13 protein-coding genes and 1 pseudogene are annotated in these 12,886 nt (G+C 71.9%); 1 reads left to right on the top strand and 13 read right to left on the bottom strand.

Going from position 1 to position 12,886, the window contains the following annotated elements; all coding sequences use genetic code 11:
• The first annotated feature begins 229 nt into the window (after nt 1–229).
• A complete protein-coding gene (locus D6B71_RS04150; RefSeq protein WP_121252936.1) occupies nt 230–904 on the top strand; it encodes a M23 family metallopeptidase in 675 nt (224 codons plus the stop codon).
• Nucleotides 905–1,621: 717 nt separating this feature from the next.
• On the opposite strand, the gene D6B71_RS04145 is transcribed toward D6B71_RS04150, so the two are convergent.
• From D6B71_RS04145 to rplS, 13 genes and pseudogenes are all read right to left on the bottom strand, one after another.
• Nucleotides 1,622–2,521 carry a tyrosine recombinase XerC gene (locus D6B71_RS04145; protein WP_121252934.1) on the bottom strand — a complete coding sequence of 300 codons (900 nt, stop codon included), beginning with the start codon at nt 2,519–2,521 and terminating at the stop codon, nt 1,622–1,624.
• 85 nt (nt 2,522–2,606) lie between these two features.
• Entirely contained in the window at nt 2,607–3,743 is a 1,137-nt protein-coding gene (gene dprA / locus D6B71_RS04140; protein ID WP_121252312.1) for a DNA-processing protein DprA, read from the bottom strand.
• A complete protein-coding gene (locus D6B71_RS04135; protein ID WP_121252310.1) occupies nt 3,740–5,329 on the bottom strand; it encodes a YifB family Mg chelatase-like AAA ATPase in 1,590 nt (529 codons plus the stop codon). The genes dprA and D6B71_RS04135 overlap by 4 nt, the downstream gene beginning before the upstream one ends.
• A gap of 1 nt (nt 5,330) precedes the next feature.
• Entirely contained in the window at nt 5,331–5,699 is a 369-nt protein-coding gene (locus D6B71_RS04130) for a YraN family protein (RefSeq protein ID WP_121252308.1), read from the bottom strand.
• A 108-nt stretch (nt 5,700–5,807) separates the two neighbouring features.
• Entirely contained in the window at nt 5,808–7,673 is a 1,866-nt protein-coding gene (locus D6B71_RS23060; protein WP_121252306.1) for a pilus assembly protein TadG-related protein, read from the bottom strand.
• Nucleotides 7,670–8,125 (bottom strand): TadE/TadG family type IV pilus assembly protein, encoded by a 456-nt coding sequence (locus D6B71_RS04120; RefSeq protein ID WP_121252305.1) that lies wholly within the window; start codon nt 8,123–8,125, stop codon nt 7,670–7,672. The genes D6B71_RS23060 and D6B71_RS04120 overlap by 4 nt, the downstream gene beginning before the upstream one ends.
• 117 nt (nt 8,126–8,242) lie before the next feature.
• Nucleotides 8,243–9,589: a Tad domain-containing protein gene (locus D6B71_RS04115; RefSeq protein ID WP_240641064.1), complete on the bottom strand. Its 1,347-nt coding sequence runs from the start codon at nt 9,587–9,589 to the stop codon at nt 8,243–8,245.
• 135 nt (nt 9,590–9,724) lie between these two features.
• Nucleotides 9,725–9,841: pseudogene (locus D6B71_RS23890) on the bottom strand (pilus assembly protein TadG-related protein); the annotation flags it as partial.
• Between the two features lie 45 nt (nt 9,842–9,886).
• Nucleotides 9,887–10,357 carry a TadE/TadG family type IV pilus assembly protein gene (locus tag D6B71_RS04110; RefSeq protein ID WP_121252301.1) on the bottom strand — a complete coding sequence of 157 codons (471 nt, stop codon included), beginning with the start codon at nt 10,355–10,357 and terminating at the stop codon, nt 9,887–9,889.
• Between the two features lie 104 nt (nt 10,358–10,461).
• Nucleotides 10,462–10,770 carry a DUF2469 domain-containing protein gene (locus tag D6B71_RS04105; RefSeq protein WP_121252299.1) on the bottom strand — a complete coding sequence of 103 codons (309 nt, stop codon included), beginning with the start codon at nt 10,768–10,770 and terminating at the stop codon, nt 10,462–10,464.
• On the bottom strand, nt 10,767–11,513 hold the full coding sequence (locus D6B71_RS04100) for a ribonuclease HII (protein ID WP_121252297.1): 747 nt from the start codon (nt 11,511–11,513) through the stop codon (nt 10,767–10,769). Before D6B71_RS04100 ends, D6B71_RS04105 begins: the two co-directional genes overlap by 4 nt.
• Nucleotides 11,514–11,530: 17 nt before the next feature.
• A complete protein-coding gene (lepB, locus tag D6B71_RS04095; RefSeq protein WP_121252295.1) occupies nt 11,531–12,364 on the bottom strand; it encodes a signal peptidase I in 834 nt (277 codons plus the stop codon).
• A gap of 36 nt (nt 12,365–12,400) precedes the next feature.
• Nucleotides 12,401–12,754 carry a 50S ribosomal protein L19 gene (gene rplS, locus D6B71_RS04090; RefSeq protein ID WP_121252293.1) on the bottom strand — a complete coding sequence of 118 codons (354 nt, stop codon included), beginning with the start codon at nt 12,752–12,754 and terminating at the stop codon, nt 12,401–12,403.
• Nucleotides 12,755–12,886 lie beyond the last annotated feature (132 nt).

The raw sequence follows: 12,886 nt of genomic DNA, 5'->3' as shown, positions 1-12,886 counted from the left end.
CCGGGACTGAAGGTCGTCGCCCACGGGTGATCGGAACCTGAGAAGCCGGCCCCGTCGCGGTCTGTGTGCGTGCGAAGTCAATCCATGCGGATTGCGTCCGCCAGCCTAGTCGACGCCGGCTCGCACGGCGAATCCGAGCGTCGTCCACAGGAGAGCCCCGGAGAGCGCAGTCCACAGGCCCCACCCGGCCCGTTCGTGGCGCTGGCCGAGGGCGATGCAGCCTGGCGAGATGACCGCCCCCCATCTTCGCACCGGCGCCTCGACTCCCGACCCGCCCCGTCGGCAGCGGCTGGGTCGGGTCCAGGCGCATGCGCTCCTGCTCGTCGTCATCCTCGGGTTGGCACCGGTGAGCGCGGCAGCGGAATCGGCGCCGCCAGAGCCCGCGCTCCCGCCGGCCACGTCGGAGACCGACCCGGTCGGCGAGTGGCCGTTGCGTCCCGAGCCCGCCGTGGAGCGCGGCTTCGACCCGCCCGACGAGCCGTGGGGTGCCGGGCACCGCGGCGTCGACCTCGCCGGGCGGCCCGGGCAGCGGGTGCACAGCGCGCTGCCCGGCAAGGTGACCTTCGCCGGGCAGCTCGCCGGCCGCGGGGTGGTCGTGGTCGGGCATGGTGCGACTCGCACGACCTACGAGCCCGTCGCCGCCTCGGTCGCGGTCGGCGACCGGCTCGACGCCGGCACGCCGATCGGAGCGCTGCAACTGTCCGGCTCCCACTGCTTCCCCCGCGCCTGCCTGCATTGGGGCTGGCTCGAGGGCGAGACCTACCTCGACCCGCTCCGGCTCGTGGGCGGGGGGCCGGTGCGGCTGCTGCCACTCTGGAGGGACGCTCCGGTCGTGGTCTCGGCACTCCCCCGCTCCCCGTACGCCCACTGGAGGCCTCTGCATGCCCTGGTGCGCGCGTGGTGACGAGTCCGCTGACCCGCCGCTCGTGGTGGGTGGTCACGCGAGCCCGCTGGTGGTCACCGTCGCAAGCCGGTTCGCCGGTGGCCTGGGGTCGCGGGTTGATGGGAGGGGTGGTCATCTCGCGGTTGCCTGTGGTCGCGCTTCAGACCAACCGTCTGTTGGCCACCGCGGGCGGGGACCTCACCCGTGGTCTGGGGGGCCGCGGGTTGGTGGGAGGGGCGGGCCCCTGACGGCTGCCTGTGGCTGGGCTTCAGACCAACCCTCTGTTGGTCACCGTGGGTGGGCACGTCGCCGTGGTCTGGGGGTGCCCCGACCCGTCAGCCATTCCCTCCCCCGCTTCGCTCCTCCGGGAATGCCGGACGGGTCGGCGAGGTCGCGGCCCGATGAACCACGCGACCTGATGGCGCGGGGTGTTCTCCACCGCCCTGAGGGCCGAGCGCTTCGCCGGTCACGGCCGGTTGGGTCATGCGGCGGAGCCGCACACTCCCTCCCACCCGAGGTCGGTGAGCCCGGCGCCGGGCGCGGGGTGGGGCGGCGGAGCCGGAGGGGGCCCCCGGACGGCCGTGGATGGGCCTGGCCCCCGCTCCGTGAGGAACGAGCGGAGCGGGTGGTTGGCCGGCCGGGGCCCCCTCCGGTGCAGCCGACCCGCCCCACCCACAACCACACCCAGGCTCACCAACACCACGAAGCCCCGCGCAGCGGAAAGCCACACCAACCCGGTCAGGCCCGCGGGTGCGCCTGCCGGTACGCCCGCCGCAGCCGGTCGGTGCTGACGTGGGTGTAGAGCTGCGTGGTGGCCAGGGAGGCGTGACCCAGCAGTTCCTGCACCGACCGGAGGTCGGCGCCGCCCTCGAGCAGGTGGGTGGCCGCGGTGTGACGCAGCCCGTGGGGGCCGATGTCGGGCGCCCCAGGCACCTCCGCGATGCGCCGGTGCACGACGGTCCGCACCGCACGCTGGTCGATGCGTCGCCCCCGGGCGCCCAGGAACAGGGCTCCCCCGGCCCCGTCCGCGAGCAGGGCCGGGCGCCCCTCGCGCAGCCAGACTTCCAGTGCCCGCGCCGCGGGTCGACCGAACGGCACGGACCGCTCCTTGCGGCCCTTGCCGAGCACCCGGACCACGCCGCGGTCCCGGTCGACGTCGTCGACGTCGAGGCCGACCAGTTCGCCGACTCGGATCCCGGTGGCGTAGAGGAGCTCGATCATCGCGATGTCGCGGACGCCGACCGGGCTGCCGTCGTCGGCCGCCTGCACGGCGGCCTGCACCAGGCCGGAGGCCTCGTCGACGCGCAGCACCGGCGGCAGGGTGCGGTGGGTCTTGGCGGAGGCGAGGGTGGCGCCCACATCTGTGGCGGCGCGACCGCTGCGCTGAAGCCACGAGGTGAACACCCGGGCCGCGGTGGCTCGGCGCGACATGGTGCTGCGGGAGCGGCCCAGGGTCTGCTGCTTGGCCAGCCAGCTGCGCAGCGTGCGCAGGTCGAGCTGGGCGGGGTCGGTCTGCCCCAGCCGACGGGCGTGCTCGAGCAGGCCCGCCACGTCGGTGAGGTAGGCCCGCACGGTGTGCGGGCTGAGGTCGCGCTCGACTGCGAGGTGGCGCTCGTAGTCGGCCAGGGCACGGGTCATCCGCTCTGGAAGCAGGTCGAACTCCGCCGGGTCGGGCGGGTCCTCGGCGACGCTCACCCGACGAGCATAGGTTCGCTGTCGGGGGTCACCGGTGAGCCTGGTCGGCGAGCCGCCAGCCGACCGGGTCGAGTCGGACGAATCCCCAGTGCTGGAGCCGGAGCAGGGCACCGTGCACCTCCCGGATCCCGACGCCGGCCGCGCGGGCGATGGAGTCGGTGCTGGCCCCTCGACTGACCGGCACCGCGTCGAGCACCTGCTGCTGCCGGGTGGTCAGCCGGTCCCGGGGACGTTCGGGGCCACGCGGATCGGTGAGCAGGTGGGCGCCTGCCGATCCGAGGCTCTCCAGCACCTCCTCGCCGCTCGTGACCAGGCCGGCGGCACCGCTGCGGATCAACTGGTGCACTCCCTGTGACGGGGCGCTGGTGACCGGGCCCGGGACACCGAGGAGCGTGCGGTTGAGCCGGGTCGCCCAGTTGGCGGTGTTCAACGCACCGCTGCGCAGCGCCGCCTCCACGACGACGGTGGCGCGCGTGAGCGCAGCGATCAGCCGGTTGCGGGCCAGGAACCGGACCCGCATGGGTGCCCAGCCCACCGGGGCCTCGGAGACCACGGCGCCGGCGTTGCGGATGTGGTCGAGCAGCACCTTGTGACCCGACGGATAGGGCCGATCGACGCCACAGGCCAGCACGGCGACCGTGCGGCCGCCGGCGGCGAGAGCGCCACGGTGACCGGCCTGGTCGATGCCGTAGGCGGCGCCCGAGACCACCGGGACCCCGGCCCGGGCGCCGGCCGCGGCCAGCTCGGCGGCCACCGCGCCACCGTAGGAGGTGGCGGTGCGGGAGCCGACGATGGCCAGCGACCCGGCCAGCTCGTCGAGCCGCATCTCACCCTTCACCCACAACCCCAGGGGGACGCCGCCGCGCTCCTGGACCGGCTGCGCCCAGGCGAGGTCCTCCAGGCCGGCCGGCCACTCGGCGTCGCCGGGGATCACGAACCGGATCCCGAGGCGTGCGGCCCGCTCGAGCTCGCGAACCGGGTCGACCGGACCGGCCCGGCTCTCGAGGTCGGTCAACAGCGTGTGGTCGGTGTCGTCGGCGCGCAGCACCTCGAGCAGCCTGGTGGCGCCGAGCTCGGCGGCCAAGCCGGTGGTGCGCACGTCGCCGGGCTCGACGACACGGCTGAGCACCACCCTGGCGAGCCGTTCGTCCTCGGGGGCGCTCATCCGGTCCGCCGATCGAGGGTCGCCAGGAGGAGTGGGTCGCCGCGGCGCAGCCGGATCGCGACGTCGACCTCGTCTCGTCCGGGCCGCTCGACTCCACGCAGGTCGGCGACCGACCAGGCGAGCCGGTGCACCCGGACGGCGCCACGGCTGCTCAGCCGCCCGCCGTACACCTCGTCGTCGAGGAGCCGCCGCGCCTGGTCGCTGAGTGGCCACTCCTCGCGCAGCGCCTGCCCGGGTGCGTGGGCGTTGAGCCGCCAACTGCGTCCGGTGTAGCGCTCGTGCTGGCGGGCACGGGCCTCGGCGACGCGCTCTCGAACCCGCGCGGACGACTCCGGCTGCTGCAGCGGATCGTCGCGCTCGTGCGGACGCAGTGGGGCGACGTGTCGAAGGATGTCGATCCGGTCGGCGACCGGGCCGGTGACCCGTCGCTGGTAGTCGCGTCGCTTGGTCTCCGGACAGGTGCAGGAGTTCTCCCGAGCGCTGGCGTGGTAGTTGCCGCAGGGGCAGGGGTTGCTCGCGAAGACCACCATGCCGCGAGCGGGCAGGGTGACCAGCTCGTCGCGGCGTGCGATCGTGACCTCGCCCGTCTCGAGCGGCTGCCGCAGCGCCTCGATCACGTCGGTGCGGAAGAGCGGGAACTCGTCCAAGAACAGCACCCCGCAGTGCGCCCGGCTCAACTCGCCGGGCCGCACCTGGCCGCTGCCGCCGCCGAGCAGGCTGGCCTTGCTGGCGTCGTGGTGTGGCGCCGCGTAGGGAGGGCGGAGGATCATCTCGTCGCCGGGCTCCAAGGCTCCGGCCAGGGAGTGGATGGCGGTGAGCTCGAGGGACTCCTCGGGCGTCAGATCGGGCAGCACGGTGGGGATCCGCTCGGCGATGCTCGTCTTGCCGGCACCCTTCGGTCCGGACAGCATGAGGTGGTGGCCGCCGGCGGCCGCAACCTCGATCGCGTAGCGGGTGTCGGCCAGACCGAACAGGTCGCGCATGTCGACCTCGTCATGCCGCTCCGAACCGCGCCACGCGAGCAGTCGGCTGCCGGACATCGGCGCCACCGGCGGCGCCTCGGGGACGTTCTCCCGGCGCAGCTGGGCGACGACCTGCTCGAGGGAGCGGAGCCCGAACACCGTCATCCCCGGAACCATGGCGGCCTCAAGAAGCTGCGGCTCGGGCACGTAGACCTGCCGGATGCCGCGCGCCGAGGCCGCCAGCACCATCGGCAGCACACCGGGCACCGAGCGCAGTCCACCGGCCAGTGTGAGCTCACCGATGAACGCGGTCGCCGCGAGCTCTGCCCGGGGCACCTGTGCACAGGCGGCGAGGACCGACACGGCGATGGCCAAGTCGAAGTGGGTGCCGCTCTTGGCCAGGTCGGCGGGCGCCAGGAGGATCGTGATCCGCTTGGTGGCCGGCCACTCCAGATCGCTGTTGATGATCGCCATCCGGCACCGGTCGCGCGCCTCGTTCAGCGCGACGTCGGCGCGGCCGACCAGTGTCGTGCCGACCTGTCCGGGCGAGACGTCGGCCTGGACGTCGATCAGGTGACCCAGCGCGCCCCGCAACGAGACCGTGTGGGCGGTCGCGAACGGCATCTCAGCCGACCCCGCGTACGTGCTCGACCCGAGCGGCGCCGCGGGCGCTGAGCAGCACCGCCACCAGGTCGACCCGAGTGTCCTGCGGGTGCACGTCGTGGGCCTGGGCCCACAGCACGCCCAACCGGCGCAGCCGGTCCAGCTTCTCGTCGGTCACCGCCTCGTGCGGAGTGCCGCCCTCGGGACCGCTGCGGGTCTTCACCTCACAGACGACCAGGACCGAGCCCTCACGGAGCACCAGGTCGATCTCGCCGGCCTCGCACCGCCAGTTGCGGTCGAGCACCACCAACCCCTGGCCCACCAGGTGTCGCTCCGCCACCCGCTCGCCGTAGCCACCCAGGGCTTGTCGCTGCGCTGCTGTCGTCGTCATGTCGCTGACCTCCTGAACCGGAAGCCTGCCGCCGCGAGTACTCCACGCGCGCCCCACTGACGACGAGCCTGTGGACAACCGGCGGGGTCATCCGCCTGTGGAAAGCGCTCAGTCGACGAGGCGCACGATGGTCCGGTCGATGCGGGCCTGGTAGTCGGTGGTGGGCGCGCCCTCGTCGAGCTCGATGGCGTCCTCGTTGAAGACGAACACCTGCACCGACTGCACCTGCCCTCCGCCGTTGGTGACCACGCCGTTGGCGCTCGTCGCCGGCACGTTCGCGCCCTCCACGGAGAAGCCCTCGTCTGTGATGAACCCGGGCACGAACTCGAGGATCGGCTGGAAGTTCTTCTGGGCCCGATCATTGGCGTAGACCACCGGCAGCCAGACGAACCGCGGAGACTCGACGACGGACTGATCGAGCATCGCGGGGGTGACCCCGTCACGGGCGGCGATCGAGGCGAGGGTGGCGCCGCCGCGGAGGAAGCAGGACAGCACGTCGTTGTTGACGGCAACCCCGGACATCGAGATGTCGGAACGGCCCGAGCACACGGTGGCGCGTCCCGGAAGCGATGCGATGCGACCCGGATGGCCGTCGACGCCGGTGATCAGCCCCTCTTTGAGCGACGGGCCGTCGTTACCGGTGTCGCCCTTGATGCAGTTGCGCCGGTCCAGTGCCACGTCGTCCAGACGAGCGTCGGGCAGCAGGCCGGTCCTCGACTCGCACTCCTTGGTCTCCGGCACCGCAGCGGGGAAGACATAGGGCTCGAGCAGGTGATCGAGGCCCAGCGCGGTGTTCAGGGCCAACCGGGCGTTGCGGCCCCCTCCGGTCTTCCGCGGACTGTCCAGCTGTCCGAAGTTGCCGCGCTGCTGCCCGACGCAGCCGACCGGCACGCTGATCGGCACAGTCGTCGAGTCCTCGGCCGGCGGGCTCGACGGGTCGGACGTGGGCGTCGATGACGGTGCCGGCGCCCCGCTCGCGGTGACGTGGAAGGGCACGGACTCGAGGGAGATCTCCGGGTCGAACTTGCCGTTCTTGTGCTGGACCAGGGCCCAGACCCGCCAGGTCCCCGGAGTGTCGGTGACCTCCGGCCCCACCTGGAATGCCGGGACGACGAGGGGGTCGGTCTTCCCGAGGTCCTGCGCGGCGTACTCCAGGTACCGCCCGTCCGGTGCGACGAAGCGCACCGAAGCACGGTCGACATTGCTCGGGATGCTGCTGATGGTGAGGCCTTGCAGAGTGGCGACCATGCCCTGGGCCACCGTGAACGCCGGGCCCGCGAAGTGGTGGGTGCCGGGCGAGGTGCCTTCCGTGCCAGTCGCCGTCGGGGTCGCCGTCGTCGTCGCCGTCGGGGTCGTCGTCGCCGTCGGGGTCGCCGTCGCCGTCGGGGTCGCCGTGCTCGTCGGGATGGCCGTGCCACCGGTCGTGTCTCCGGCTGCAGGGCCGGCAGCACACCCGCTGGGCAGCCAGATCGGCAACACGTCCTCGGGGTCGGGGATCTCGGACTCGACCAGCACGGAGGCGTCCCTCTGCACCACGGTGTCGGAGAACCCCATGGCCCCAGCCAGACCGAAGTCGACGACCGCAGGCGGAGAGACGACTCTCATCCGGACACACTCCGTCGTGCAGGGTTCGCCCGCCTTGTTCATGAAGAGGACCTCGCCGTTGGCCTCGTTCGCGTCCAGGAGGGCCGCGCGAGTCACGACGGGCTGACCGCCCGCACGGTTCTCCGGGTCGTTGAGGTAGCGGGCGACCGCGTCGGCGATCGTGTCCCTGTTGGCGCTGGTCATCGGCAGCAGGTGGCCCGCGGAGAGCGCGCTGAGGTCGACCTGCTTCTGGACGGCCCGCTTCCGGGCCCACGCGTTCCCGAGGTCGACCGCCAGCGCCGCCACCGAGAACAGCATCACGACCATCACGGCCGCCATGACGGCCACAGCGCCGCGCTCGGGGCGCTGACGGGCGACGGGGAGCCTCACGGGCACACCTCTGGCTGCTGAGGGACGAAGTCCACTCGTGCCGACGCCTCGGAGGTGACCCGGCCATCGGCGATGAATGGGAGGAATGGCAGGCGCAAGTCGAAGCTGGTGAACTCGATCCGCACGGTCACCTCGTCGCCTACCGTGATCGTGGGCCGCGTGGGGTCGGTCTTGACGTAGGTGCGGCGGATGACCGCGGGCGCCTTGCCGACCAGGGCGTCCACGTCGCCACTCACCCCGCTCTTGAACGCGGCGCAGCTAGCCGGCTGGCCGACCGCCGCGCGCCGCGCGGCGTCCCGGGCGATGTCGCTGCCGCCCTGCATGGCCCAGAAGTACAGGCCGTACTGCACGATGCCGAACACGAGGAGCAGCAGCACCGGCAGCACGAGCGCGAACTCCACCGCCGCAGCGCCGCCCTGGCCGCGATGAAGGGAGCGCTCACGGCCGAGCATGAACGCCTCCTTCCACCACCGCGGAGGTCAAGTGGTTCCGATGACCTACGGGTCCCGATCGGCCACAGCCGCCTCGACCTGAGGACAACGCGCGGCCGGCCGCCTGGCGGTGATCGGTCAGCCGCGGAGCGTCGAGAACCGGCAGTTCGGGCGCGCCTCTCCACGGACGTCCACCCCCGACAGGTCGAGCCCGAGCAGCGAACCCAAGAAGTTCACAGTGGGCGTCAGGACCAGATCGATCCCGACCAGGAGAGGTCTGATGAGGAGGTCCGTCAGGGGTTCCAGCAGCAGTTTGTCGACAACCCACAGGTCGGTGCTCAACCCCGGCACCAACGAGGCCAGCCCGAGGGATGCGAGCGGAGCCCGGACCGGGACGGTGGCTGAGTGCGGCGCCTGGAGATCGGTCCAGCTGAGGGTGACCGTGCGGGCTGCGGTCGAGCCGATGGCGGCGTGGTCGACCTCGGCGGTGGGCTTCAGGCCGGGCAGGGTGACGGCGAGGTCTACGTCGACGTGAAGGAGCGCGGTCTGCACGTTCACCTCGGCCTCGTCGACCCCACCAGAGGGGGCACACCGGATGGCGGTGAGCTGACCCGTGGCGCGTCCCAGCTCCAGGTCCACCGCGAGGGCCACGCCGGCGATCTCCCCCGGGAGGCTGTCCATCGCCGACTCGAGCACGTCACCTCGCAGGTAGAGCCGGATCTGGGCGCTCTGTGCCTCGGTCTCGGGGGCAGCCCGGCCGCAGGCGATCGTGGGAGGCTCGATGATCCCGATCCTGGCCGTGAGCCGGATCAGCGGTGCAGCGGGCGGCACCGCGAGCGTCAGCGAGGGCACGCCGATGGCGTTCGCGTACGTGCCTTCGGATCCGTCGGTCTTCGCCTTCCCGGCGACGAAGAGCGTGGCCGTCAGGAGCTGCAACGCGCTGACGTCCAGCTGGAGGGCTGACGCGGCATCGGGGTCGATGCGAAGAATGTCCGCGAGCCGCAGTGGGACCTCGCCTACGGGCAGCGTGGCCAGGCCGTTCAGCAGCTCGACGGTGGCCGTGTTGGCAGAGTCCCGCTCCAGCACCGTCGCCATGGCCAGCACGAGCCGTCCCACCGTGATGGGTTCCAGATCCAGCAGCTGGTCCAGCTCGCCGACGCCGAGGGCGAGCGCCAGCTGGAGGAGGGGAATGCGCGCGCTGCCGATATCGGCGACGCCGGCGGCGCTGATCGCCGTCAGGTCGACCCCCACGATCCCGTTCAGCAAGGACAGGATGGGAGAGTCGCTGGTAGTCACAGAACCGGTCACGGCGCCGACGGAGAAGCAGGCCACCGACTCCGGCACGGCGACCGCGGATCGCACGGCACCACCCTCGCCGCTGGTGAAGCTGAAGTCCACGCTGGTCCGGGCCGTGACCTCGACCGCCGTCGGGACCGCATCGGCGGCGGTCAGCTCGCGGAACCCGGCGTCGTCGAGCTCTCCCACCCGCACGGTCAAGGTGGGTCGGGACCCGAGGGTGTCGCTGTTGCGCTCCCGGCTCTGCTCGGCCAGTGTCTGGAGCGAGGGCCACTGCGCCGCGAGCTGTTGCACCGTGCGGTTGCCCAGCGACCGTGCCACGTCGAGGGCGACCACGTCGGCGAGGGCCTGCATGTCGCGGCGGGCAACCCGCTGCATGCCGAGGTCGACGGCGAAGGCCGCGACGATGACGAGCAGGCTCACGGTCACCGCGAGGAACACCGCCACCGCGCCCGACTCCTGACGCCGAGACCCGCGCCCCACGGTTCAGCTCACCTCGGCGACGGCGCTGTACTTCAGGTGCTCGGGGAGGACGGCGCCGATTCCAGGAAGGGACGGCAGGAGTGAGTGCTGGCGGTAGAGGTAGTCGACCGTCACGGTCGCGCACTGTCGATGGTGGTTGTTGGAGCAGGCGGCTTCGGTGACCTCACAGGTGCCGACCTGGGTGCCGGCGCGCTTGAGCGCTGGGCCGTCGCACGTGACCCCGTAACTGCCCAGCGCCTCGTTCAACGCCTGCCGCGCTGCCTCGACCTTCTTGCTCCCGCCGGCGACGTCGAGCGTGACCGCGGCGGCACGCGCTCCCTCGGCCGCGCCCTGGCTCAGCGCCTGCCGGAAGCTCAGCATGTAGCCGTAGCTGATGATCCCGAACAACAGAAGCAGCAGCAGCGGCGCGACCAGTGCGAACTCGACGGCGGCCGCGCCCTCCTGCCGCCGACGTCTGGCCTCCCGGACCGACATCGACTCCCCGTCCTGTTGTCCGACGACTCCCCCAGTCGCCTCGCAGGGTAGGGCAGAAGGTCCCTATCTGTCGGGCCCCCCAGAGTGCGAATAGCCCGAAATGACTACGACTTCGGCGGATCGATGTCCGAAGGGCTGAGCTCCTCGACGTTGACGTCCTTGAAGGTCAGCACCTTCACGTTCTTGGCGAACCGCGCCGGGCGGTACATGTCCCAGACCCAGGCGTCGCTCATCGAGACCTCGAAGAACACCTCCCCCGCCTCGGTGCGGGCCTTCACGTCGACCTGGTTGCACAGGTAGAAGCGGCGGTCGGTCTCGACGACGTACTTGAAGATGCGCACCACGTCGCGGTACTCGCGGTAGAGCGTCAGCTCCATCTCGGCCTCGTACTTCTCGAGGTCCTCGGTGCTCATCGGCGCCCCCTCACGGTCTCGGCGAGCTCGGGCGGTGGGGTGTCCCGACCGACCTGCTCCTGTCCACCATTCTGCACGGCAGGCATCGGCTCGAGTCCCGCAGCGCGCCGGACGTTGACGAACCGCATCCGGTGCTGGGGGCAGGGGCCGTGCTCGCGGAGGGCCGCGGTGTGGGTGTCGGTGATGTAGCCCTTGTGGGTCTTGAAGTCGTACGCCGGGAACTCACCGTCCAGCTCACGCATCAGGCGGTCCCGGGTCACCTTCGCGAGCACGCTGGCCGCCGCGACGCAGGCCGCGACCCGGTCGCCCTTCCAGATCGCCAGACTCGGCACCGGCAGCCCGTCGACCGGGAACCCGTCGGTGAGCACGTAGCCGGGCGTCACCTCCAGCAGCGCCACCGCGCGCCGCAGCGCCTCGACGTTCGCGACGTGCATGCCCAGCCGGTCGCACTCCGCGGGCGGCACCACCACGACCGACCAGGTGAGCGCCCGCTTCACCACCTCGCCGTAGCAGCGCTCGCGCGCCCGCTCGGTGAGCAGCTTGGAGTCGGCGAGGCCGGGGATGATCCCGGCCTTGCCCGGCGGCAGGATCGCCGCGGCGGCGACCAGTGGCCCGGCGCAGGCACCACGGCCGGCCTCGTCGGCGCCGGCGACGGGCTCGATGCCGTGGCGGCGCAGCGCGCGCTCGTAGCCGTACAGCCCGGCGTCGCGGCGTACGGTGGCTCCTCGCGGCAGCCTGCTCATGGCCCGGTGGCGCGGGGTCAGGAGGCGTCCGGCACGTCGGCGAACGTCTCGGGACGCGAGACCCACGTGAAGCGGTCGCGCGGCCACAGCAGCACGAAGACCTTGCCGACCACGAGGTCGGTGTCGACGAACTCGTTGCCCGGGACGCAGTCGGTCTCGTCCTTGCGGCACATGTGCTTGGTGGAGTCGGCGGAGTGGCCCCGATTGTCGCCCATCACGAAGATGTGCCCCTCCGGCACGGGTCCGGCCTTCCAGTTGCAGCTGGGGATCATCGGGCCCCGGCACTCGACGCCGGGGTCCTGCAGGACGTAGTCGTCCTCGTTGAGCGGCACCCCGTTGACCGAGATGCGCCCCTCGGCGTCGCAGCACTCGATGACGTCGCCCTCGACACCGATGACCCGCTTCACCAGGTGGCCGCCGGAGGGGTAGAGCCCGATCCGGGCCATCACCTCGGTGACCGGGTTCTCGGGGCCGGCGCTGAGGCTGTCGTCGAGCCAGTCGCCCGGGTCCTTGAAGACCACCACGTCGCCGCGCTCGGGCTCGCCGCCGAACCAGTAGGACACCTTCTGCACCAGGATCCGGTCGTTCTCGACCAGCCCCGGCTCCATCGACTCCGACGGGATGTAGAAGGCCTGCACGAACAGCGCCTTCAGCACGATCGCCAGCACCAGCGCGACGCCCAGGAGCAGCATCGTCTCCTGCCAGATGGGCAGGTGCTTCTTGCTCTTGGCGGGTCGAGCCGCCGCGTCACCGGCCCTCGGCCCCCGCGACCTGCGCAGACGCGACGACCGCGACCCCCGGTCCGGGTCGAGAGGCTCGACTGGATCGAGGTCGCGGTCGTCGGTGGTCACGCGCTGAGTCTAAGGAACCGGTGGGCGGAGCCGACCTCAGGCCTCGCGGCGCTCCTTGATCTTGGCGGCCTTGCCGCGCAGGTTGCGCAGGTAGTAGAGCTTGGCGCGGCGCACGTCACCGCGGGTGACGACCTCGATCTGCTCGAAGATCGGGGAGTTCAGCGGGAAGGTGCGCTCGACGCCCACGCCGAACGAGACCTTGCGCACCGTGAAGGTGCGGCCGACGCCGTGGCCGTGCACCCGGATGACGACACCCTGGAACACCTGGACACGGGAGCGGTTGCCCTCGACGACCTTCACGTGGACCTTGATGGTGTCTCCGGCGCGGAAGTCGGGGACGTCGTCGCGCTTGACTGCGTTGCCGATCTCGGCGACAAGCTTGTGGGTCATGTCTCTCCTCGCGAGTGCCACAGGTCAGCCGCGGTAGGGGTGGGCGGTGCGTGCGGCCCGTCGTGGTGGCCGGCGGCGTCATGCTCCCCCTGTGGCAGGAGCCCGACGCAGACCCCCCGTGTGATCCTCGGG

Origin of the sequence: Nocardioides ferulae, assembly GCF_003660455.1 — a bacterium.
Taxonomy (GTDB): Bacteria; Actinomycetota; Actinomycetes; order Propionibacteriales; family Nocardioidaceae; genus Nocardioides; species Nocardioides ferulae.
Note: the sequence above shows the minus strand (reverse complement) of the source record. Positions and strands in the feature narration are given on the sequence as shown.